Genomic DNA, 22,198 nt, shown 5'->3' with positions numbered 1-22,198 from the left:
CGTGGGACGCCTCTTCTGGAAGTTCTTCCTGTTTGTCTGGCTGGCTCAACTGGCTGGTATTCTCGGGGTTGGGCTGGTTTTCTGGTTGGAGCACCGCCGGACAGATCAGATGGTCGACTCTGGCAGACCCGTGTCCATGCAAGAGTCGCCTCCGCATCTTGGTGCTTTGCACAGGCCTCCTCCTGACTTCGGGCGACTTCCTCCGCCGGGCGAGCATCCCGTCCCGCCGCCGGGTGAGTTCCGCATTCCGTTTGTTCCCGCATTGGCGACTTTGCTCGCCAGTCTGGTTTGTGCGTTCGCTCTCGCTTGGTATTTCGCCAAACCCATCCGTTTTTTGCGCGAGGCCTTTGATGCTGCGGCCGAGGGTGATCTCGATATCCGTATCGGGCGGCGCATGGGGGGGCGGGATGATGAACTGGTTGATCTGGCCCGTGATTTTGACCATATGACGGAGCGTTTGCGTGCGCTTATGGAAGGGCAGAAGAACCTGCTACATGATGTTTCGCATGAAATACGTTCTCCTCTGGCCCGCCTTCAGGCTGCCATCGGCCTGGCTCGGCAGCAGCCTTCTCGGATGGGGGATTCGCTTGATCGTATCGAGCGAGAGGGGGAACGGATCAATCAACTGGTTGGCGAATTGCTGACATTGTCACGTCTTGAGGCTGGGGTGGTTGGGGCGCTTGAAAATGTTGATATGGGTGAATTGCTCGTTGGTATTGTTGAAGATGCCCGGTTTGAAGGAGTTGCACGGGGAGTCGAGATAGATTTTGTGGCGGGGGAGATGGTTGAGGTCAGAGCCAATGCCGAGTTGTTGCACCGGGCCATTGAAAACATTATTCGCAATGCCTTGCGTTTCTCGCCTGAGGGCGGGAGGGTGTTGGTCAAGGCTGGGTTGGAGGGAGATTGTTTCGGGTTTTCGATTGCGGATCAGGGGCCCGGTGTTCCGGAGGCTGATCTTGAGGCAATCTTTGCCCCGTTCTTTCGTGAAGGTGGACAGGGTTCAGGTGGCGGTTACGGATTGGGGCTGGCAATCGCGAAGAGAGTGCTGGTAGCGATCAATGGCTCAATAGTCGCAAGTAATGGAGAGGCTGGCGGCTTGGTGGTCAAGGTGGTTTTGCGAGTGTAGTAACAGTTTACAAAAACTTACATAGCTGACATTTTGCTTGTCTATAATCGGCTCACTTGAAGCAATACCCATGCTTCCAATAATTCGTGTCCTGCCGGTGAGCGCCTTGTCATGTGTGTCGGTGGGTTAATTGATGCTTTTTTCTGATTGAATGCTCATGAAACCAAACACTATTCTTGCCCTGCTTCTCTCCACAGTGTTTCCGGTGCTTGCGCAGGCAGCTCCTGAAGGCGCCCCTGCTACCTTGAAGGAGGTTGCTCAGCAGGCTGTGCTGAGTAGTCCGGAAGTGACTTCGAAATGGCACAACTACAAAGCGGCGGAAGAGGAAGTTGGGGTTGCGCGTGGGGGCTTCATGCCGCGAATCGACGCGACAGCCGGGGGGGGGCGTGAAAGCTTGAAGACGCCTACTGAGACTCAGAAGGACTACACGCGTAGTGGCTTTGGCTTGAGCCTGAATCAGATGCTGTTTGATGGCTTCGCAACCCACAACGAAGTCAAGCGACTCGACAAGGCTCGCCTGGTTCGTTACTACGAGTTGCTTGATGCATCCGAAAATATCGCGCTTGAAGCGGCTCGTGCTTATCTCGATGTCTTGCGTTATCGATTCCTGGTCAATCTGGCCGAAGACAATTATGTTCAGCACAAAGCGACGCATGAACAGTTGATTCGTCGTACGCAATCCGGTGTGGGGCGCCGGGTCGATCTGGAGCAAGCCGGGAGCCGTCTGGCCTTGGCCGAAATCAATTTGACGACCGAAACGGCGAATCTGCACGACGTCACGGCTCGCTACCAGCGCCTGGTTAATAGCCAGCCGCCAGGTTCGGTGATTCCGCCGAGTCAGTTGAGCAATGGTTTGCCGGCTAGCCAGAAGGCGGCTCAGGATGTTCTGTACAAGAAAAATCCGGCCTTGTTGGCAGCAGTTGAAAATATCGAAGCGGCTGAGCGCGATATGGCTGTACGACGTGCTGCTTACTCGCCCAAACTCGATTTTCGTGCGCGGACCGATCACACCAAAAATTACCTCGGGGTAGATGGCGATCGTGTTCAGAATGTTGCCGAACTGGTGATTAACTGGAACTTGTTCAATGGTGGTTCGGATCGGGCGCGGGAACGGCAGTATGGTGAACGCAAGAACATTGCTCTTGATCTGCGCGAAAAGGCGTGTCGCGATACCCGTCAGACCCTGTCGATTGCCTACAACGATGTGTTGCGGCTGAAGGAGCAGGCCAATTACCTGGCGACTCAGGTCAGTCTGCTTGAAAAGACCCGTGACGCTTATCGGGATCAATTCAATGTTGGTCAGCGCACGCTGCTCGACTTGCTCGATACCGAAAACGAGTTGCTGAGCGCCCGTCGGAATGCGGTTAATGCTGATACTGATCTCAGCCTCGCTTATCTGCGTACTTATGCTGGTATGGGAACGCTGCTCGAGTACCTCGGTTTGCAGAAACTGGATGTTCGTGATCCGGAAAGCAGCGAACTGGCCTCGGTCGATGCCAGCCAATTCTGTCCGAATGATTCGATTGGCACTTTTGCATCGGACCGCGAAGCCTTGAACGCGCGTGCGATGAGCCAACTCAATAGCAAGCCGCTGGCTCAGCCGGTTGCTTTTGCTCCTGCGGCAGCAAGTGCTAACGATGACATCATTCGCCAAGTTAAGTCCTGGGCGGCTGCTTGGTCCGCCAAGAACTATTCCGATTATGCCGGTTTCTATGCCCCGACTTTTACTCCGGATGGCGGTCTGAATCGTGAGGACTGGGCTCAGTTGCGCCGGAGCCGGATATCGACACGTGACAATATCAGCGTCGATGTTCAGGAGGTCACCGTCCGCATGGATGGCAAGGACCGTGCCTTTGCTGACTTCCGTCAGGTTTACCAATCAAACCAGTATCGTGATGTCACGAAGAAGACGCTCGAAATGATACTGGTTGGTGGCAAGTGGCTGATCAATCGCGAGGGGTCTTCTCCTTGTGCGGGCAACACCGTGGGCGGCTGTAAGGTCACTGGTGGCAAGTAACTCTTAGTCATCTCCGGATGTCAAAAAGCCGCCTGAGGGCGGCTTTTTGACATCCGTGCTCGGGTTGCAAGCGATGGGGCATCGGTCAAACGAGGTGGCTGGCTATTGCGAGGCTTCCACTGCTGCGATGAAAACATAGCCTTGGGAGCGCAGGGTCTTGATGAAACTGCTGCCATCCGCTTGTTTGCCCAAGATGCGGCGAATCTGGCTGACATGAACGTCAATGATTCTGTCGTACGGAACATATTCGCGTTTCAGTACGCGGGAAAGCATTTCCCGGGAAAGCGGCTCAAAAGGGTGGTCGAGAAATGCAGAGAGCAGAGCAAAGGCGGAAACGCCTAATGGTGCGGGACGTCCCTCGGCATCGGTGAGTTCGCGCGATGCAGTATCAAGGATCCAGTCGCCAAAATGCATGCGTCGAGCTTCATTTTTTTGCGCAGGTTGACGTCCTTGTGTCCTGCGCAGCAAGCCCCGGGTTCGTGCAACCAGTTCGCGGAGATTGCAGGGCTTGGGCAAAAAGTCATCTGCACCGATTTCGATGCCGATGATGCGTTCGACTTCGTCCGATCGGGTAGAGTGAATCAATACCGGAATTTCCGACTGTTGTCGCAACTGGCGCAGGAGTTCCAGGCCATCCGAATCCGGCAGGCTGAGGTCAAGAATAATGACATCGGGATTTTCGGAGAGCTGTTGCCACATTTCTGCGCCGGTTTCGGCGAATATGCTATTGATGCCGGCAGATAAAAGCGTGGCGCTGAGAACATGGCGCGTTCCCGGATCGTCTTCGACAATGAGCGCAGTTTGGCGCATAAGTTTGACGTAAGCGAGTTTGTAAAGATGGCATTGTAATCCAATGTAAAACCTTTGAATTGTTTTACCATTCCCATGTTTTTTCGATTCTTTTTGCTGTGACAATCCGTAGATCTGCATTTCTGATTGCGCCGCTGTTTTTCGCGTTTCCCCCCTTTTATTCCGATGCTTATTCCTAAATCCATTCAAGGTTTTGATATAGATGCCGCCGTGGAGCGCATGCTGGGGCTGTCAGCATTGTGGTGGCAGGCACTCGGACTTTTTGTCCAGCACTTCTCCCAATGGGAGCGGGAATGGCTTGCTGCTCGCGGTGATGATGAGGTTGAGCGTAAAAAGGTGCATGCATTGCGCAGTGCCGCAGCGAATGTCGGTGCCGATCAGTTGTCCTGTGCAGCAGCTGTGCTCGAGGAGTTGCTATCGTTGCGCCTGGCTGGGCAACAGATCGCGGTGCCACCAAGCGTGCGCTGGTACTTGCAGGATTGTTTTCGTGAGGCCTGGCGTGCGGCGAGCGAAGCCAAGCTCCGCGAATCGATCGTGCCGCTGAATCAGCTATGAGCAGGTTCTTCCATTCGCCGTCCTTGCGCGCACGGTTGGCCAGTATCAATTTTTATGTCCTGGCTTCTGCCATTGCCTTTGTTTCCCTGGTGATTCTTTTAACGTCCGCTTGTATCACCGTGCGTACCCAGGTGATTGATGGAGAGACGCGTCTTGAATTGCTGAACGCGATTCTTGCTCCTGCGCTTGCGTCGGATGATCAGGCTGCTGCGAACCAGTTGCTGACATCTTTGCGTGCCCAACCTGACGTCCAGTCGGTTGCGATTTTTCGTCTCGATCGTACGTTGTTTGCCGCCTACGAACGGGATGCCGGATCCGGGCATCCCGGCGCGCCCTTACCGGTCGACGCTCAGCCAATGCATGAATTTCATTGGTCGGCGATTGATTTTCTGGCATATGTGCATCTCGATCGGGCTGAGCGGGGATGGATCCGCCTAGTCATTGATCTCTCGACAATCTACCAGCAAGTGTTCTGGTATCTCGGGTTGATCCTGCTGGAGATGGCTGTTGCCTTGATGATTGCCCTGCGCCTTCAATCTCGTCAGATCGATCGTTTGATGAGTCCCCTGCTTGTCCTTACCGAGCACATGGCGCAGGTGTCGAGAGGGCAGCTTGATACTCGCGCGGCAGAAACCGGGGTGGCGGAACTGGATCTGCTGGGGGAGGGGTTCAATGCCATGGTCGAACAGATTCGTGAGCGGGACCGCTGGTTGGCTTCGCATCTGGGCAGCCTGGAGCAGATGGTCGAGCAGCGTACGCGCGAGTTGCGGAGCGCCAAAGATCTTGCAGAGGCAGGGAGTCAGGCAAAAAGCGAGTTTCTGGCAACGATGAGTCACGAAATCCGCACTCCGATGAATGGTGTGCTGGGGATGACCGAGTTGCTGCTCAATACCCGCCTGGAGCCAACGCAGCGTCAGTTCGTTGAAGCCGTAGAGCGTTCAGGTCGCCATCTGCTGGGCATCATCAACGATATCCTGGATTTTTCCAAAATTGAGTCTGGCAAGCTCGAACTTGAGGAAGTCGATTTTGATCTTCTCGGGCTGCTCGAGGAGTCGCTTGAGCTGTTTTCACAGCCAGCCCAAAAAAAGGGACTCGAGTTGGTTGCCGATTTGCCCTTGGCCGAATCCTTGGTGGTGCGAGGAGATTCCCTGCGCTTGCGGCAGGTGATTGCCAATCTGTTGAGTAATGCGGTGAAATTTACCGATCACGGCGAAATAGTACTGTCATTGGTATTCGGTATTTCCGACGAAAACAGGTTCAATCTGACCTTGACCATAAGGGATACCGGGATTGGTATTCCGCCCGAAGCTCAGGAAAAAATATTCGAACATTTTTTGCAGGCGGATGGTTCGACTACCCGAAAGTACGGAGGGACCGGGCTGGGGCTCGCCATTTGTCGCAGCCTGGTCGATATGATGGGCGGGAAGTTGTCGGTATCCAGTCAGCCAGGGCAGGGCTCCTGTTTTGTAATCACCTTCAGTTTGCCATTTGGTCAGTTGGTCGAGGCACAAGAGTCCATCTCGACAGTCAGCATGTCCGGGGCGCGCATGCTGGTGGTGGATGACAACCAGACCAGTCTTGAAGTCATGCTGGGTCAGGCCAGGAAAAAAGGCTTCGATGTCGGGGCGGCTGTTTCCGGTGTGGAGGCGCTCGCCCGCTTGCGTGAATCGGCCGAAGCCGGTGAGCCTTTCTCGGTGGTGTTGCTTGACCTGCATATGCCCGGCTTGCCGGGACTGCATGTCGCCAGTGCCATTCGCAGCGACGAGCGCCTCAAGGCGACGCGGATTGTGGTCCTTTCATCTTCGGTCGAGTTGATCGCCAAAGAGGATCAGGCGCGTCTTGATATTTCTGCTTGTCTCGTCAAGCCGGTGCGTCAGGCAGAGCTTTTCGAGGCAATCGAGTTGGCGTTCCGGCGCCGGGCGGTTCGCGCCAACAAGGTTTCGGCTGTGCCACCGCGTTTACGGGGGCGTGTGCTGATTGCCGAAGATAATGAAAGCAATCTGATCGTTGCCCGGGCTCATCTCGAACGAGCAGGCATCAGGGTGAGTACCGTCAGTGATGGGCGGCAGGCACTTGAAATGCTTGCCGACGAGCGTTTCGATCTTGTTCTGATGGATTGCCAGATGCCATTGCTTGATGGCTTCGAGGCCACCCGAATACTGCGTCAGCGCGAGGAAGGAAGCGGACTGCATCTTCCGGTTGTCGCCTTGACCGCCAACGCCATGCCCGGAGATCGTATCCGTTGCATGGAGGCCGGGATGGATGACTACCTGACCAAACCATACAGCGGGGATGAGATGCTGGCTATTCTCCAGCGCTGGTTGCCAGCCGAACGGCGCCAACCGGAAGTCGAAGCGAGCGCGCCCGATGCAGAAAAGGTGGTGATTGCCAGTCCGCTGGATCCATCTGCTCTCGACAAGATTCGTGCGCTGTCTCCGGCGCGGGCCGAGGTTCTCGTGCAGCAACTGCTGAGTGCTTATCTGAAGGCGGCGACGCAGGATATGGCGCGCCTGGAATTGGCGCTCCGGTGCTCTGATGTCGAGCAATTGGCAAGCGCCGCGCATGGATTGAAGTCGAGTTCATTCAACGTCGGGGCCAATCGTTTCGCTGAAATCCTGCGGGATATCGAGGGGGGCGGTCGGGCGGGTAACCTGACGGAAGTTTCCCTGCATGTCGAGTCCCTGATGCTCGAGTGGGGGAGGGTTTGCCTGGCCGTCAAGCAGATGCTTGCCGAGAATCCTGCATGAGTCAGCCGATATGCCGGGTCCTCGTTGCCGATGACGATCCCACCGTTGCCCTGCTGATGCCGATAGCACTTGATCCGAGCGAGTTTTCTGTTGTCGTTGTTGATAATGGCCTGGATGCGCTTGCCGAGTTCAAACGCACACCTTGCGATATTGTGCTGCTTGACGTCGAAATGCCGGGAATGGATGGCTTTGCGGTTTGTGCGGCGATTCGCCAAAGCCGGGGGCGCGATTTCCCGGTGGTGCTGGTAAGCGGTCATCGCGATCCGGAGAGTATCGCCAGGGCTGAGCAACTGAATGCCAGCTACATTGCCAAGCCGGTAAATTGGCAGTTGATCTCCGCCCAGTTGAAAGCCTTGCTGGCGCAGCCTCGTCCTGCAGCCCGTTCCTGAGTTCCCGTTCTTTCTCTGCGGGCTGGCGTCAGCCGTGCGGTAAACTCCGCCTGCAGGTATCATCGGCCGGAAAATACATGGAGCCAATCTGCTTGATCGAGGGGGAGCGATGAAACTGGTTAATTTGCGCAAGTTGCTGTTCGGCGCGTGCGGGCTGTTCCTGTTGTGCGGAGCTGTATCAGCCCAGGAGTTGCGTCCTCAGGCGAAAAGCCAGACGCTGTACTTGCCGATTTACTCTCACATGCTCTATGGCAATCTTGGCAAGAGCGGCAAGGCGTCATACGTGCTGCTTTCCGCCCTGGTCAGCATCCGCAACACGGATGCCCGTCGTCCCTTGCGCGTTTTGTCGGCCCGCTATTACGACACTCAGGGGAAATTGCTGGGGGAACGGGTGCCGACTGCCGTCACCATCCCGCCTCTGGGAACGCTGGAGCTTTTTGTCGAACTGAACGATGCCTCGGGCGGTTCCGGAGCCAATTTTGTGGTCAAGTGGGATGCCGATACTGCGATCAGCCCACCTCTGGTCGAAGCTCTGCACGCCAATATGGATGGTGGCAAAGCCGTCATTTTCATGACTCAGTCCGTGCCGATTGTCGAATAGGTCGATGCCGTGACATCCGCCGTCAAAGCATCCCAAATCAGTTATATCTTTCGCCTGCTATATGTCGCTTTGACGGCATTGCTGGCGGTGCACGCGTTCGGCACCCTGGGCTACATGTACCTGACGGATGGAAAGTACTCCTGGTTCGACTGTTTTTACATGACGTTCATTACCGTCGCCACGATCGGCTTTGGTGAAATCATTGATATGTCGAGTAATCAGCCGGCCCGGGTACTGACGGTCATTCTTGGCATTCTGGGGGCGGGCAATCTGTCGATGCTGTTCTCGGTCGTGACGGTTGCGTTGCTGGAAACCGATCTCAATGGAACTCTGCAGAGAAAGCGTATGGAAAAAACCATCAAGAAGCTCAAGGGACATTACATCCTCTGCGGTTTCGGCCGGGTCGGGCGCAATATCGCGCATGAGCTGGAGGCGACCAATCGCCACTACGTCGCCATCGACGAAGACAATGTCCGCCTGCAGGAGTACAAGGAAAAAAATCCTGGCCTCCTCTATCTGCATGGCGATGCGAGCGACGACGATATTCTGATGGCGGCCGATCTCGAGGATGCCAAAGGGGTTTTCGCCGTCACCGGCGATGACTCGCGCAATCTGATGATCGTCATTACGGCCAAACAGTTGAAGCCCAATGTCCGCATCGTCGCCCGCTGCATGGAAACCCGCAACATGGAGAAAATGCGCAAGGCGGGTGCCGATGCCATCGTTTCTCCCGACTTTACCGGCGGCATGCGCATTGCCTCGGCGATGATCCGGCCGCATGTGGTTTCTTTTCTCGATGAAATGCTCAAGTCGGAAAAAAACCTGCGTGTCGAGGAGGTCCCGGTCCCCGCCGGTTTCATTCCGAAGCCGATTGCGGCTCTCAAGCTGCGTAGCGCCAACTATGTGTTGCTGGCCGTGCGCGAGCGCAATGGAGAATGGCAGTTCAATCCCGATAATGATTTCCTGATCAAGCCCGGGTTCATGTTGATTGCCATGGCCAGTCCGGTCGGTCGCATGGAAATCGAGGCCTTGCTGATTGAGCTCGCTTCCTGAGTCGAGAGCTGCCAGGGCTTGATTCCCCTGTTGCCAGGCGTAAGATTTACCTAAAACAACGCCAGCAAAACGGCTTGCTTCAGACGAGCCTATCAGGGGGAAGCGATGCTGATTGACAGTCGCGAAGTCGGGGAGGGAGCTCCGGTTCTATCGATTTCCGGGCGCCTGGATTTCACCCGGCGTCAGGAGTTTCTTGCAGCGGTCGACGGTTTTTTCAAGGGACTTTCGACGCCGCTCGAGGTGCGGCTTGATTGTGCCAATCTGACTTATCTCGACAGTTCCGGCCTGGGCTTGTTGCTGGTCGTGCGCGACCGGGCACGCAATCTCGGTTGTACGGTGGCCCTGCTTGATTGCAATGCCGGGGTGCGGGAAATTCTCGGTACGGCCCAGTTCGGGCGACTGTTCCGCGTTTCCTGAATTCCCGAGCCGCCACAGGCCGAAATGGGCCGATGCTAGAATCGGCCGGTCATCCTGTTTGTCGAGAAGCTCATGTCTGCCCAGCCCCCTGTTTCTCCCCCGTCTCTTGATGTCGGCAGCCTGCGGCGAGTCTTGCCGCTGGTTTTGCTGCTTTCTGCCGGGCCGGCTCTGGCGGCGAGTGCCGGTGCGGTAGGCGAGAACCTGTTGTGGCTGGCTATCATCATTCTTTCCGCCCGTCTTTTCGCACCGCTGGCGCAGCGTATCGGCTTTCCCGCGGTCCTAGGGGAACTCTTGCTGGGCGTGGTGCTGGGCAATCTGGGCTTGCTGGGCGTGCATTATTTCGCTGCGGTGGCGACCGATCCGATCATCCTGTTCATGGCCGAACTCGGGGTGATCATCCTGCTGCTGCAAATTGGTCTGGAGACGCGCCTTGGCGATCTGGTCAGCGTCGGCGCGAAGGCCTCGCTGGTGGGCTCGGTCGGGATTGCCGTGCCGTTTGCGCTGGGAGCCTTTGTCGCGGGCCCCTGGCTGCTGCCGGGCTTGTCATTCAACGCTTACCTGTTTCTCGGCGCAACGCTGGCTGCCACCTCGGTGGGCATTACCGGCCGTGTCTTTCGCGATCTCGGTCGTCTCAAGATGCCTGAAGCGCAGATTGTGCTCGGTGCTGCCGTGATCGACGATGTGCTCGGGCTGGTCATCCTGGCCGTGGTGAGCAGCCTGGTGCAGGTCGGCACGGTGAGTGCCGGTGAAGTGAGCTGGATCATAGCCAAGGCGGTACTCTTTCTCGGTGGCTCGATCCTTATCGGCCGGGCGGTTGCGCCTTTCCTGTTGCGCCGCGTCTCGCGGCTCGACAATGGCCATTCGATGCTGTTTTCGCTGGTCCTGGTCGTTGGCCTGTTCATGGCCTGGTTGGCGCACGCGGCCGGGTTGGCGCCAATCATCGGCGCCTTTGCCGCCGGCTTGCTGTTCGAACCGGTTTTCCTCAAGGAATTCGAGACGCCGAAACTGGTGCAGGAAATCGAGCCGCTGCTGCCGGAGAATTGCAGTGCCAGCAGTCAGGTACAGATTCGCGAAGTGCTGGCCCGCCACAGCAGCCATCAGCACGAACACATGCTCGAGCCGATCGGCTATTTCTTTGTGCCGGTATTTTTCGTGTTGACCGGCATGCAGGTCGATCTGAGGACCTTGAGCGATCCGCAGACTGTGCTCGTTGCGCTGGGGATTACCGTCGCTGCCGTCATCGGCAAACTGTGCGCCGGCTTCGTTGCCGGCCGCGCCAACAATCCCTGGGTCGTCGGCTGGGGCATGGTGCCGCGCGGCGAGGTCGGGCTGATTTTTGCAATGGTTGGCAAAAGTCTGGGGGTGATGAGCGAAGGCATGTTTTCGGTCATCGTCATCATGGTCATCCTGACCACCATGCTGACTCCGCCGGTCCTGACTGCCTTGTTGCGTCGCCAGGGGTAGGCTGCTGCCATTCGCCGGGTTAGACTGTGCCTGTAAACCAGCGCCCTGACTGGTTCGTGACTCTCTGGAGGAAAAAAATGAAACACTGCATCGCGATTTTTGTTGCTGCCGGCTTGTTGACCGGTCAGGCCATGGCTTCCGATGAGCTTGCGAAGGCCAAGAACTGCATGACTTGCCACTCCTTCGACAAGAAGATCGTCGGGCCGAGTTACAAGGATGTGGTTGCCAAGCGTGCCGGTGAGAAGGGCGTCGAGGCTGCGCTGGCCGGAAAAATCAAGAATGGCAGCAAGGGCGAATGGGGTGCCGTGCCGATGCCGCCGAATAACGTGACCGATGCGGAAGCCGCTACGCTGGCCAAGTGGGTACTTACCCACAAGTAATCGCATGACCCGGCGCCCGGCTTGGCTCGTGGCGCCGAAGCCGTTTGCCGGGAGGCTGATGCCTAGGGGACGCAGTAAGCAGCGTCCCGCAGCTTACTGCGAACGCGCCTTGGCCTCAGCCTCTTGCCAGGTCCGGCGCAATAATATGTCTGGAAATCGGGTTTGATTTGTGATGACATGAGCCCGAAGGAGGGCGAGCATGTCTCCACGGCTGACTCAACGCGCAAGCTTGATTGCATCCCGGCCTTATTGGCCATTGTTGGGGGCATTTGCATCCTTTCTTTTGTGTGCGGTTTTGTTGGTGCTGGTTGCTGCGGGCCTGGAACAGGTGCGGCGTCAGGAGCGCGAAACCCAGGTTCGCCAACTGGCATCGGCCGTTGCGCAGGATCTCGGCGAGCGCCTTGAGCGCGCCCTGTCTGCCTCGCATGCCCTCGCCGCCATGCTGCGTCAGGGCGGTGGTGTCATCGATGACTTTGACCCGCTGGGGAGGGAGCTGATTGGTCTTTTTGGCGGCATTTCGGCGCTGCAACTGGCACCGGGTGGCACGATCAGTCATGTCGTGCCGCTAGCCGGCAACGAGCGGGTTATCGGCTTCAGTCCGCTCAATGATCCTGTGCAGGGCCCCGAGGTGCAGCAGGTCATCAGCAGCCACAAGCTTGGGCTGACCGGCCCGTTCGAGTTGCGCCAGGGCGGGGTCGGTATTGTCGGGCGCAATCCGGTTTTTCTTGCCGATCAGGATGGCCGGGAGCATTTCTGGGGCTTGGTTCAGGTTTTGATCCGCGTCCCCGACTTGCTGGTTGCGACGCGTCTGAACGATATCGAAGAGGCTGGATGTCGTTACGAGTTGTGGCGTTTTCCGCCCGGAAGCATGAGCCGGCACGTCTTTTCCCGTTCATCGGAGCAGCCGCTGGTCGAGCCGGTCGATATCCGGATTTCGGTGGCCAACGGTGAATGGGTGCTCAGCGTGGCACCCGATGGTGGCTGGTATTCACCCGCTCGTTTGGTTCTGGATGGCCTGCTTGTCTTGCTGCTCGCGAGCATTGCCGCGCTTGTGACTTATTTTGTCCTGCGCCAGCCGCAGCTGTTGCGGCACGAGGTGGCAACTCGGGTGCGTGAACTGCAGGCCAGCGAGCACAAGTTTCACGAGCTGGTCGATTCGGTGGGCGTGATCCTGCTCAAGTGGGACCGGCAGGGCAATATCGTTTTCATCAACCGCTTTGGCGAAGAATTCTTCGGTTTCGCACCCGGCGAACTGGACGGCCGGCCCTTGCTGGGCAGCATCATGCCGGAGATGGAATCCGATGGGCGTGACCTGCGGCAACTCGTCACGCAGTGCCTGCTTGAGCCGGAAACCCATGCCAGCAGCTTCAACGAAAATATCTGCAAGAATGGCAAGCGGGTCTGGGTGGTCTGGCGCAACCAGGCGATTCGCGATGCGGCTGGCGCGGTAACCGGCATGTTCAGTGTCGGGCTGGACCCCGCGCTGTGGCAGTCGCGTCATTCGTCCTCCCGGTTGCGCCACGACGATCCGGCCACTTCATGAAAAACGAGTGAAATCAAGGGTTGACCGTTGTCGGCCTTGTCGCGCCAAGCTTAATTAGAGTATTCTTATATACATGAATTCAAAACTTATCCACGCTCTGGTTTTTGCTCTTCTCGGGATGTCGACCGCTGCGCAGGCAGCCGAGCCGCTGCCGGTCATTGTCGTCAAGCCGCATCTGGTGGCGCTCGGCTTTCCGGCCGAATCGCTGGTCGAAGCCGTGCAACAGGCAACCGTCGGGGCGCAGATCGCCGGTCGGGTCGTTGAAGTGAGGGCCGATGCCGGGCAGGCGGTACGCAAGGGCGACCTGCTGATGCGTATCGACGCGCGCGAAGCCGATGAAGCGGCAAGGGCGGCCGAGGCGCAGTACGTCAATGCGAAACTCAATTACGAGCGGCACAAGAGCCTGAAGGACCAGAAATTCGTCAGCCAGGCCGCCGTCGACAAGGCGCGCGCCGATTTCGACGCGGCCGCTGCCAATCGTTCGGCCGCCGGGGCCGGGCAGAGCCATGCGGCAATCGTTGCTCCACTGGATGGCATCGTCGCCCGCCGTCTGACCGAGCTTGGCGACATGGCGACGCCGGGCAAGCCCCTGTTCGTCATTTATCAGCCGGGCAGCCTGCGCGTCACCGCCAGCGTGCCGCAATATCGCCTGAAGGAAATGCAGGGCGTCAAGGCGGCACGGGTCGAGTTCCCGGAACTCGGCAAGTGGGTCGATGCCGTTTCGGTCAAACTGCTGCCGACCGCGGATGCGTCCACCCATGTCTCGCAGGTACGTGTGCAATTGCCGCCGATGCCGGAAGCGATGCCGGGCATGTTTGCCCGCGTGCATTTTGTTGTCGGCCAGGCCGAAAAGCTGACCGTGCCGGCCACGGCTATCGTGAGGCGTGGCGAGGTGGCGGCGGTTTACGTGCAGGCGGCCGATGGCCGTACCAGCCTGCGCCAGCTGCGTCTCGGTGATGCGGTCGGGCAGGGCGAGATCGAAGTGCTGGCCGGTCTGGCCAGCGGCGACAAGGTGGTGGCCGATCCGGTCAAGGCCGGTATCCAGCTCAAGTCGGCGAAGTAAGCCATGGCGCACACAGAGGAAAAGCTCGGCATCTCCGGGCGCATCGCCGCCGCCTTCCTGACTTCGCGCATGACGCCGTTGCTGGCGCTGGTCGCCTTTTTGCTCGGCCTGTTCGCAACCCTGGTCACGCCGCGCGAAGAGGAGCCGCAGATCGACGTCACCATGGCCGATGTGCTGATCGCTTTCCCCGGCGCCTCGGCCAAGGATGTCGAGAATCTGGTGGCGCGGCCGGCCGAACAGGTCCTGTCGCGCATGCACGGCGTCGAGCACGTCCAGTCGGTGTCGCGCCCCGGCGGCGCGGTGGTCACCGTGCAGTTCGACGTCGGCGTCAAATACAACGATGCGGTGCTGCGCCTCTACGATACCGTGATGTCGCACCGCGACTGGCTGGCGCCCAATCTCGGCGTCATGGAGCCGGTGATCAAGCCGCGTGGCATCGACGATGTACCCATCGTCTCGCTGACCTTCTGGACGCGGGATGAAAACCGTTCGGCCTTCGACCTGCAGCAGGTGGCACGCGCCGTCGAAATCGAGCTGAAGCGGATCAAGGGCACGCGCGACGTATCCACCATCGGCGGGCCGGAGCACGCCATCCGCGTGCTCATGGACGCCGAGCGAATGACTTCCTACGGCATCACGCCGCAGGACATCGCCGCCGCGCTCAAGGTGTCGAACGCGCTGCAATCGTCGGGCAGCCTGACTGCCGGCAATCGCGAGGTGCTGGTGCAGACCGGTACTTATCTCGAATCGGCCGCCGACGTGAAGCAACTGGTGATTGCCGTGCGCGGCAGTGCCGGCGAGCGCAAGCCGGTTTTCCTGAGCGACGTTGCCACGGTCGAGGACGGCGCCGACCAGCCCAAGGCCTATGCCTGGTTTGGTAGCAAGGACGGCGAATTCCCGGCGGTCACGATGCAGTTGTCGAAGCAGCCCGGCGTCAACGCGGCCGATGTCGCGAGCGCCGCGGTCGACCGCATCGAAAGCCTGAAAAACACGGTGATCCCGGAAGGCATTGAAGTCACCGTGACGCGCAACTACGGCGAGACGGCGACCGAGAAGGCGCAGAAGCTGATCGGTAAACTCGTTTTCGCCACCGCTTTTGTCGTGCTGCTGGTTTTCTTTGCGCTCGGCCGGCGCGAGGCGGTGATCGTCGGCGTCGCCGTGACCCTGACTCTGGCCGCGACGCTGTTCGCTTCCTGGGCCTGGGGTTTCACGCTGAATCGCGTGTCGCTGTTCGCGCTGATCTTCTCGATCGGCATCCTGGTCGACGACGCGATCGTTGTCGTCGAGAACATTCACCGCTGGCAGGGCCTGTATCCGGAAAAGAGCTTGCTGGAAATCATCCCGGGCGCTGTGGACGAAGTCGGCGGGCCGACCATCCTGGCGACCCTGACGGTGATTGCGGCGCTGCTGCCGATGGCCTTCGTGAGCGGCCTGATGGGCCCGTACATGAGCCCGATCCCGATCAATTCGTCGATGGGTATGGCCATTTCGCTGGCCGTCGCCTTCGTCGTCACGCCCTGGCTGGCCGGCAAGCTGATGAAATCGCACGCGGCCGGACACGCGCTGCCGGCGCAGTCGAAGCTCGACGCCCGGCTCGATGCGACCTTCCGCAAGCTGCTGACGCCCTTCCTTGATCCGCTCAAGGGCGCCGCGATGCGTCTCAAGCTGGGCATTGCCGTTGTCCTGCTCATCCTCGGTTCGGTGTCGCTGGCTTACTTCCAGCTCGTCGTGCTGAAAATGCTGCCCTTCGACAACAAGAGCGAGTTCCAGGTCGTGCTCGACATGCCGGTCGGCACGCCGCTCGAAGAAACGGCGCGCGTGCTGCACGAAATCGGCAGCGAACTGGCCGGCGTTGAAGATGTGGTCAATTACCAGGCCTATGCCGGCACGGCCAGCCCGATCAATTTCAACGGCCTGGTGCGTCAGTACTACCTGCGCGCCGCGCCGGAAAAGGGCGACATCCAGGTCAATCTCGCCGACAAGCATCACCGCTCGCGCCAGAGCCACGAAATCGCTGTGTCGCTGCGCGAGCGCATTGAGGCGATCGGCAAGAAGAATGGCGGCGTCGCCAAGGTCGTCGAAGTGCCGCCCGGCCCGCCGGTGATGTCGCCGATCGTCGCGGAAATCTACGGTCCCGACTACAAGGGCCAGATGAGCGTCGGCAAGCAGGTGCGGGCCGCGTTCGAGAAGACGGACGATCTCGTGGCGGTCGACGACTATATCGAGGCCGATTCCAGAAAGGCCGTGCTGCATGTGCTGCAAAGCAAGGCGGCGCTGCTCGGCGTCGCGCAGAGCGACATCATCGAGGTGGTCGGCATGGGGCTGGCCGGGCAGGATGTGACGCCGGCGCGCAATACCGAATCGAAATTCGAGATTCCGGTGCGCATCACGCTGCCGGCCGAGAAGCAGTCGAATCTCGACGCCCTGCTCAAGCTGCGCGTGCGTTCACGCGACGGCCTGCTGGTGCCGGTTTCGGAACTCGTCGAAGTGCGCGATGCGGCGCGCGAAAAAGCGATCTACCACAAGGATCTGCTGCCGGTGGTCTATGTCGTCGGCGACATGGGCGGCCAGCTCGATTCGCCGCTCTACGGCATGTTCGACGTGCGCTCGCAGATCAACGGCATGGCGCTCAAGGAAGGCGGCACGCTCGGCGAATTCTTTATCCGCCAGCCGGCCGATCCGTATGCCGGCTACAGCGTCAAGTGGGACGGCGAGTGGCAGGTGACCTATGAAACCTTCCGCGACATGGGCCTCGCCTACGCGGTCGGCCTGATCCTGATCTACCTGCTGGTCGTGGCGCACTTCGGCTCCTACCTCGTGCCGCTGATCATCATGGCGCCGATCCCGCTCACCATCATCGGCGTCATGCCTGGCCATGCGCTGTTCGGCTCGCAATTCACCGCGACCTCGATGATCGGCATGATCGCGCTGGCCGGCATCATCGTGCGCAACTCCATCCTGCTCGTCGATTTCATCAAGCTGCAGGTCGCCGCCGGCATGCCTTTCGCCGAGGCCGTCGTGCAATCGGCCGCGGTGCGGGCCAAGCCGATCGCGCTGACCGCACTGGCCGCCATGCTCGGCGCACTGTTCATCCTCGACGATCCGATCTTCAACGGTCTGGCGCTCTCGATGATCTTCGGCATTCTCGTCTCCACCCTGCTCACGCTGGTGGTGATCCCCGTTCTCTATTTCTCGGCCTTCCGCAAGGAGCAGCAACAATGACCATCGAACGCATCATCCGCATCATGGCGGGCTTTTTCATCCTTCTTTCCCTGGCACTTGGTGTCGAGGAAAGCCCGCTTTTCGTTTCGCGCTGGTTCCTCGCATTCACCGCTTTTGTCGGCTTCAATTTGTTACAGAGTGGTTTCACCGGCTTCTGTCCGCCGGAAAAACTGCTGGCAAAACTGGGTGTGAAGCGCGGCAATGGCGGTGGCTGCTGCGGTTGATAAAATGACTTATTCTGTTTTGGATCAAGCCTTAATGTTCGATCCTAAGCGCTTGTAATATATGTAATTATGTTAGTTTTTCGGCGGCAAAAATAAGCGCTGAAAACATTGTTGCAACTCGGTTAAACTGCCCGCTCTCCAAGTCTATTTTGTGGTTTCGGGTCGTTTCAATCTTGATGCAAACAGCGCGGGCTTTTCGTAAATTTCGTCTGATTCTGGTCGGCGCAATTGTTCTGGTCTGGTCCCTGGCGGGCTATAACCTGTGGTTGCAGCCAAGCCTGGCCGGCTGGCTGCTGGCTCTTGCGCTGCTGCTCAGTGCCCTGGTCTGGCGCGGCTTTTCGACGCTGGGCTGGTCCCTGCGCCAGGCTGGCGAGCAGACCGATTTGCATCGCCAGATCATTGATTACACGTCGGAAGCGATGATGCTGACCGATGGCGGTCTGCGCATCCTGGCGGTCAACGCCGCTTTCGAACGCATTACCGGTTATCCGGCGGCCGAGGCGGTCGGCCAGACGCCGCGTCTGCTCAGTTCCGGGCGGCACGACGCCGGCTTTTATCGTGCGATCTGGGACAGCATCACGAGCAGTGGTGAGTGGCAGGGAGAAGTCTGGGATCGGCGCAAAGGCGGCGAGATTACACCGCACCAGTTGCGCATCAGCGCAATCAATCCTGCCGAGCCTGGCGGTCGGACACATTATGTCGGCGTTTTTTCCGATATCAGCGCCCAGAAGGCCCAGGAAGCACGTATCGAGTATCTGGCCCATCACGACCCGCTGACCGGCCTGCCCAATCGTGCGGCCCTCGACGGTTGCCTGGCGCGGGCGCTGGTCGCGGCGCGCCGCCTGGAAGGCAGTTTTGCCGTGCTCCTGCTCGACCTGGACAACTTCAAGACGGTCAACGACTCGCTCGGTCACCATGCCGGCGACCAACTGCTGTGCGAAGTCGCGCGGCGCCTGCATGGCTTCGCCAGCGAATTCGACCATGTCCTGCGCCTGGGCGGCGACGAATTCGTCCTGGTATTTGAAGGCGTGCGCGACGCCGACGCCATGGTCAGCAAGGTGCATAGTCTGGTGCAGGCGATCAGCGAACCTTGCGAGATCGATGGTCACCAATTGCATACCAGCCCCTCGATCGGCATCAGCTTCTACCCGGCCGACGGCGACACGCCGGAGGCCCTGATGCGCAATGCCGATACCGCGATGTATTACGCCAAGGCGAGCGGCCGCAACAATTACCGTTTCTTCGCGGCGCCGATGAACGTTGCCGCCAACAAGCGCCTGCATCTCGAAAACGAGTTGTGGCAGGCCCTGGCCGACAACCAGCTGCTGCTGCATTACCAGCCGCAGGTCGATCTGCCGAGCGGGCGCATCGTCGGTGTCGAGGCGCTGGTGCGCTGGCAGCATCCGGTGCGCGGCATGATTCCGCCGGGCGACTTCATCCCGTTGGCCGAAGAGAGCGGCCTGATCCTGCCGCTCGGGCACTGGGTCCTGCTCACCGCCTGCCGGCAGGCGCGTGCCTGGCTGGACGAGGGCGTGGACATGGGCGAAATCGCGGTCAATATTTCGGCGCACCAGTTCCGCCAGCCGGAATTCGTTCAGTCGGTGCGCGCCGTGCTTGCCGAAACCGGTTTGCCGGCCGAGCGCCTGGAACTGGAAATCACCGAGAGCACCGTGATGCACAGCGCCGACTCCTCGGTGGCGACCCTGGCCGAACTGAAGGCGATGGGCGTCAAGCTGGCGATCGACGACTTCGGCACCGGCTATTCCTCGCTTTCCTACCTGCGCCGCTTCCCGATCGATCGCCTGAAGATCGACCAGGCCTTCGTTGCCGACATGGAGTCGGATACCGATGCCGCGTCGCTGGTTTCGTCGATCATCGCGCTTGGCCGTTCGCTCGGTTTGAAACTGGTCGCCGAAGGCGTCGAAAATTCGGCGCAGGCGGATTTCCTGCGCGAGATGGCGTGCGAGCGTGGGCAGGGTTTCCATTTCTGTCGCCCGGTGCTGGCTGACAATATCGTTGTTGCCGGCCAGGTGCCGAAGCCGGCCTGATTGCCGGTTAAGGGGCCAGCCCCTAGAATCTGGGCCTTCCCGCTCCGGAGTTCCGCATGAAAATCGCTTTCCTTGGCCTCGGCATCATGGGGCGCCCGATGGCCCTCAATCTGATCAAGGGTGGCCACCAGGTCACCGTCTGGGCGCGTCGCGCCGAATCGATGCAGCCGCTGCTCGACGCCGGCGCCAGTGGCGCGGCCAGCCCGGCCGAAGCGGCAGCTGGCGTCGAACTGGTCATCTCGATGGTCGCCGATGCGCCGGATGTCGCCGAAGTCATGCGCGGCGTTGCCGCCGGGGCCGCATCGGGCCTGGTCGCGGTCGACATGAGCACCATTGCGCCGGCCGCGGCGCGCCGGATTGGCGAGGAACTGGCGGCGGCCGGCGTCGATTTCGTCGATGCGCCGGTTTCCGGCGGCGAGGTCGGCGCCATTGCCGGCACGCTGTCGATCATGGCGGGCGGCTCGGAAGCCGCTTTTGCCAGGGCGCAGCCGGCATTCGCCTGCATGGGCAAGAACATCGTTCACGTCGGCGCCAGTGGTGCCGGTCAGGTCACCAAGGCGGCCAACCAGATCGTTACCGGCATGGGCGTGCTGGCGGTGGCCGAGGCTTTTGCTTTTGCCAGTAAAAACGGCGTCGACCGGTCCAAGGTGCGTGAGGCGCTGCTCGGTGGTTTTGCCTATTCGAAAATCCTCGAAAATCACGGTCAGCGCATGCTCGACCGCAATTTCAAGCCCGGCTTCAAGAGCTGGATGCACGAAAAGGATCTCAATATCGTCATGCAGACGGCGCATGAACTCGGTCTCTGCCTGCCCGGTTCGGCGGCGACGGCGCAGATGTTCAATGCCATGGTCGGTTCCGGCCACGGCGAGGAAGACTCGATTGCCGTGCTCAAGCTGCTCGAAGGCCTGTCTGGGCAGGACGCATGAAGGTCGGCTTCATCGGTCTCGGCGTCATGGGGCGGCCGATGGCGCTGCACCTGCAGCGCGCCGGCCACGAATTGCACGTCTGGGCGCGTCGACCGGCGAGCGCCGCCGGCTTGCCGGCGATCTTGCATGCGACGCCGGCCGAACTCGGCCGGGCCTGCGAGGTGGTGTTTACGGTCATCACTTCGAGCGCCGACGTCGACGCGGTCGCCCTCGGGCCGGACGGCCTGATCGAGGGCATGGCGCCGGGTAGCGTGCTGATCGATTGCTCGACCATCGCACCCGACGTCGCCCGCCGCATCGCCGATGAACTCGGTCGCACGGGCATTGCCATGCTCGATGCGCCGGTTTCCGGCGGCGCCCAGGGCGCCATCGACGCAACGCTGGCGATCATGGCCGGCGGCGATGCCGCGGTGCTTGAGCGTGTGCGGCCGCTGCTCGACTGTCTCGGCAAGCGCATCGTGCATGTCGGCCCGAACGGCGCTGGCCAGGTCGCCAAGGCCTGCAACCAGATGATCATGGTCGCTGCCATCCAGGCCGCAGCCGAGGCGATGCATCTGGCGCGTGCGGCCGGCGTCGATTGCGGCAAGGTCAGGGACGCGCTGGCTGGCGGCTCGGCCGGGTCGCGCGTGCTCGATGTGATGGGCCAGCGCATGGTCGAACGCGATTTTGCGGCCGGCATCGAGGCGCGCCTGCACCACAAGGATTTCGGTCTGGTCCTGGAAGCCGCACGCAAAAGTGGCGTTCCCGTGCCGTTGACCGCTGCCGTCGCGCAGCAACTGAACAGCCTGATGGCGCAAGGCTGGGGCGGCGACGATACCGCTTCGCTGCTGCGCGTTCTCGAAGTAAACTCCTGAGCCATGAGCCAGCTTGCCCAACTCTCCGAAGCGGAAATCGAAGAACGCTTTCATATCGTCAGCGCCTCCGCCATCCAGTTCATGCTGGCCGGTTTCGTGCGCGAGCGCGAGTCGTTCAGCGTCCAGTTCGGTGCCAATCGCGAAACCTTCCAGACCATCCTGCTCGCCGTTCAGGCCGACAAGGATCGCCTGGTCTTCGATTGCTCGGGCAGTCCGGAAACCAACCGGCGTTTCCTCGACAGCGACCACATCGTTTTCATGGCCAGGCCCGGCGGCATCCAGGTGCATTTCAGCGCCGCCGCGGCGATTGACGTCAATTTCGAAGGGGCGAAGGCATTTGCCGTCAAGCTGCCGAAAACAATCGCCCGCCTGCAGCGCCGCGAATATTTCCGGATCGAGACGCCGCGTATCCGGCCGCTCGAACTGTTTGCCCGCCTGCCCGGTGATGCGCTGTTCAAGTGCCCGCTGCACGACATTTCGGTGTCCGGCATCGGCCTGAGCGCGAGCAGCGTGCCGGATGGCCTGGCGGTCGGCGACGTGTTGCAGAACTGTCGCCTGGTCCTGCCGGAAGATCCGCACGACCTGCTCTTCTCGGTGACTGTCCGCAATATCATCGAACTCGAAGCGCGCGCCAGCGTGCCACAGTTCCGCATCGGCCTGCAGTTCAACAACCTGTCGACCGGTGACGCCAACCGCATCCAGCGCTACATCTCGCGCCTCGAACACGAGCGTCGCGAACTTGCCTGATGCCCGCTGTCG

The 22,198-nt window shown here is 59.9% G+C and carries 19 protein-coding genes; 18 read left to right on the top strand and 1 reads right to left on the bottom strand.

The genetic code is table 11. From position 1 onward, the window contains the following. Position 1: 1 nt before the first annotated feature. Both KIG99_RS06370 and KIG99_RS06365 read left to right on the top strand, forming a co-directional pair. A complete protein-coding gene (locus tag KIG99_RS06370; RefSeq protein WP_226459391.1) occupies positions 2-1,126 on the top strand; it encodes a HAMP domain-containing sensor histidine kinase in 1,125 nt (374 codons plus the stop codon). A gap of 157 nt (positions 1,127-1,283) precedes the next feature. Continuing rightward, on the top strand, positions 1,284-3,143 hold the full coding sequence (locus KIG99_RS06365; RefSeq protein WP_226459390.1) for a TolC family outer membrane protein: 1,860 nt from the start codon (positions 1,284-1,286) through the stop codon (positions 3,141-3,143). Between the two features lie 102 nt (positions 3,144-3,245). On the opposite strand, the gene KIG99_RS06360 is transcribed toward KIG99_RS06365, so the two are convergent. Next, entirely contained in the window at positions 3,246-4,073 is an 828-nt protein-coding gene (locus KIG99_RS06360) for a response regulator (RefSeq protein WP_226459389.1), read from the bottom strand. Positions 4,074-4,079: 6 nt separating this feature from the next. On the opposite strand from KIG99_RS06360, the gene KIG99_RS06355 reads away from it, so the two are divergent. The 16 genes from KIG99_RS06355 to KIG99_RS06280 all read left to right on the top strand — a co-directional run bounded on the left by KIG99_RS06355 (position 4,080) and on the right by KIG99_RS06280 (position 22,186). Continuing rightward, on the top strand, positions 4,080-4,508 hold the full coding sequence (locus tag KIG99_RS06355; RefSeq protein WP_226459388.1) for a hypothetical protein: 429 nt from the start codon (positions 4,080-4,082) through the stop codon (positions 4,506-4,508). Next, a complete protein-coding gene (locus KIG99_RS06350) occupies positions 4,505-7,255 on the top strand; it encodes a response regulator (RefSeq protein ID WP_226459387.1) in 2,751 nt (916 codons plus the stop codon). Before KIG99_RS06355 ends, KIG99_RS06350 begins: the two co-directional genes overlap by 4 nt. Next, on the top strand, positions 7,252-7,644 hold the full coding sequence (locus KIG99_RS06345) for a response regulator (RefSeq protein WP_226459386.1): 393 nt from the start codon (positions 7,252-7,254) through the stop codon (positions 7,642-7,644). Before KIG99_RS06350 ends, KIG99_RS06345 begins: the two co-directional genes overlap by 4 nt. 109 nt (positions 7,645-7,753) lie before the next feature. Next, the gene (locus KIG99_RS06340; protein ID WP_226459385.1) at positions 7,754-8,245 is read left to right on the top strand and encodes a DUF3124 domain-containing protein; all 492 of its coding nucleotides are present in this window, start codon (positions 7,754-7,756) and stop codon (positions 8,243-8,245) included. A gap of 87 nt (positions 8,246-8,332) precedes the next feature. Continuing rightward, on the top strand, positions 8,333-9,298 hold the full coding sequence (locus tag KIG99_RS06335) for a potassium channel family protein (RefSeq protein WP_319002362.1): 966 nt from the start codon (positions 8,333-8,335) through the stop codon (positions 9,296-9,298). Between the two features lie 105 nt (positions 9,299-9,403). Then, positions 9,404-9,715, top strand: a complete 312-nt coding sequence (locus KIG99_RS06330) for an STAS domain-containing protein (protein WP_226459383.1) — start codon at positions 9,404-9,406, stop codon at positions 9,713-9,715. A 72-nt stretch (positions 9,716-9,787) separates the two neighbouring features. Next, positions 9,788-11,179, top strand: coding sequence for a cation:proton antiporter (locus KIG99_RS06325; protein ID WP_226459382.1), 1,392 nt, complete (start codon positions 9,788-9,790; stop codon positions 11,177-11,179). Between the two features lie 77 nt (positions 11,180-11,256). Next, on the top strand, positions 11,257-11,559 hold the full coding sequence (locus KIG99_RS06320) for a c-type cytochrome (protein ID WP_226459381.1): 303 nt from the start codon (positions 11,257-11,259) through the stop codon (positions 11,557-11,559). A 301-nt stretch (positions 11,560-11,860) separates the two neighbouring features. After that, complete coding sequence (locus KIG99_RS06315; protein ID WP_226459380.1) at positions 11,861-13,102, top strand: PAS domain S-box protein; 1,242 nt, start codon at positions 11,861-11,863, stop codon at positions 13,100-13,102. Positions 13,103-13,175: 73 nt separating this feature from the next. Then, positions 13,176-14,165 carry an efflux RND transporter periplasmic adaptor subunit gene (locus KIG99_RS06310; protein WP_226459379.1) on the top strand — a complete coding sequence of 330 codons (990 nt, stop codon included), beginning with the start codon at positions 13,176-13,178 and terminating at the stop codon, positions 14,163-14,165. Between the two features lie 3 nt (positions 14,166-14,168). Then, a complete protein-coding gene (locus KIG99_RS06305) occupies positions 14,169-17,387 on the top strand; it encodes an efflux RND transporter permease subunit (protein ID WP_226459378.1) in 3,219 nt (1,072 codons plus the stop codon). Beyond that, complete coding sequence (locus KIG99_RS06300) at positions 17,384-17,611, top strand: YgaP family membrane protein (protein WP_226459377.1); 228 nt, start codon at positions 17,384-17,386, stop codon at positions 17,609-17,611. Before KIG99_RS06305 ends, KIG99_RS06300 begins: the two co-directional genes overlap by 4 nt. Positions 17,612-17,787: 176 nt before the next feature. After that, on the top strand, positions 17,788-19,659 hold the full coding sequence (locus KIG99_RS06295; RefSeq protein WP_226459376.1) for a putative bifunctional diguanylate cyclase/phosphodiesterase: 1,872 nt from the start codon (positions 17,788-17,790) through the stop codon (positions 19,657-19,659). Positions 19,660-19,715: 56 nt separating this feature from the next. Next, entirely contained in the window at positions 19,716-20,585 is an 870-nt protein-coding gene (locus KIG99_RS06290; RefSeq protein ID WP_226459375.1) for an NAD(P)-dependent oxidoreductase, read from the top strand. Then, positions 20,582-21,439, top strand: coding sequence for an NAD(P)-dependent oxidoreductase (locus KIG99_RS06285; protein ID WP_226459374.1), 858 nt, complete (start codon positions 20,582-20,584; stop codon positions 21,437-21,439). Before KIG99_RS06290 ends, KIG99_RS06285 begins: the two co-directional genes overlap by 4 nt. Before the next feature lie 3 nt (positions 21,440-21,442). Beyond that, complete coding sequence (locus KIG99_RS06280) at positions 21,443-22,186, top strand: flagellar brake protein (RefSeq protein WP_226459373.1); 744 nt, start codon at positions 21,443-21,445, stop codon at positions 22,184-22,186. The last annotated feature ends 12 nt before the right edge of the window (positions 22,187-22,198 follow it).

Origin of the sequence: Quatrionicoccus australiensis, from assembly GCF_020510425.1 — a bacterium.
GTDB classification, from domain to species: Bacteria; Pseudomonadota; Gammaproteobacteria; order Burkholderiales; family Rhodocyclaceae; genus Azonexus; species Azonexus australiensis_A.
The sequence above is the reverse complement of the archived record's forward strand: the minus strand, read 5'-3'. Positions and strand labels throughout refer to the sequence as shown.

Excerpts from the sequence above, each read along its gene's own strand:
- KIG99_RS06365 (WP_226459390.1), top strand. The coding sequence starts at position 1,284 with ATGAAACCAAACACTATTCTTGCCCTGCTTCTCTCCACAGTGTTTCCG.
- KIG99_RS06360 (WP_226459389.1), bottom strand. The coding sequence starts at position 4,073 with ATGCAGATCTACGGATTGTCACAGCAAAAAGAATCGAAAAAACATGGG.
- KIG99_RS06350 (WP_226459387.1), top strand. The coding sequence starts at position 4,505 with ATGAGCAGGTTCTTCCATTCGCCGTCCTTGCGCGCACGGTTGGCCAGT.
- KIG99_RS06345 (WP_226459386.1), top strand. The coding sequence starts at position 7,252 with ATGAGTCAGCCGATATGCCGGGTCCTCGTTGCCGATGACGATCCCACC.
- KIG99_RS06340 (WP_226459385.1), top strand. The coding sequence starts at position 7,754 with ATGAAACTGGTTAATTTGCGCAAGTTGCTGTTCGGCGCGTGCGGGCTG.
- KIG99_RS06330 (WP_226459383.1), top strand. The coding sequence starts at position 9,404 with ATGCTGATTGACAGTCGCGAAGTCGGGGAGGGAGCTCCGGTTCTATCG.
- KIG99_RS06325 (WP_226459382.1), top strand. The coding sequence starts at position 9,788 with ATGTCTGCCCAGCCCCCTGTTTCTCCCCCGTCTCTTGATGTCGGCAGC.
- KIG99_RS06320 (WP_226459381.1), top strand. The coding sequence starts at position 11,257 with ATGAAACACTGCATCGCGATTTTTGTTGCTGCCGGCTTGTTGACCGGT.
- KIG99_RS06310 (WP_226459379.1), top strand. The coding sequence starts at position 13,176 with ATGAATTCAAAACTTATCCACGCTCTGGTTTTTGCTCTTCTCGGGATG.
- KIG99_RS06305 (WP_226459378.1), top strand. The coding sequence starts at position 14,169 with ATGGCGCACACAGAGGAAAAGCTCGGCATCTCCGGGCGCATCGCCGCC.
- KIG99_RS06300 (WP_226459377.1), top strand. The coding sequence starts at position 17,384 with ATGACCATCGAACGCATCATCCGCATCATGGCGGGCTTTTTCATCCTT.
- KIG99_RS06295 (WP_226459376.1), top strand. The coding sequence starts at position 17,788 with ATGCAAACAGCGCGGGCTTTTCGTAAATTTCGTCTGATTCTGGTCGGC.
- KIG99_RS06290 (WP_226459375.1), top strand. The coding sequence starts at position 19,716 with ATGAAAATCGCTTTCCTTGGCCTCGGCATCATGGGGCGCCCGATGGCC.
- KIG99_RS06285 (WP_226459374.1), top strand. The coding sequence starts at position 20,582 with ATGAAGGTCGGCTTCATCGGTCTCGGCGTCATGGGGCGGCCGATGGCG.
- KIG99_RS06280 (WP_226459373.1), top strand. The coding sequence starts at position 21,443 with ATGAGCCAGCTTGCCCAACTCTCCGAAGCGGAAATCGAAGAACGCTTT.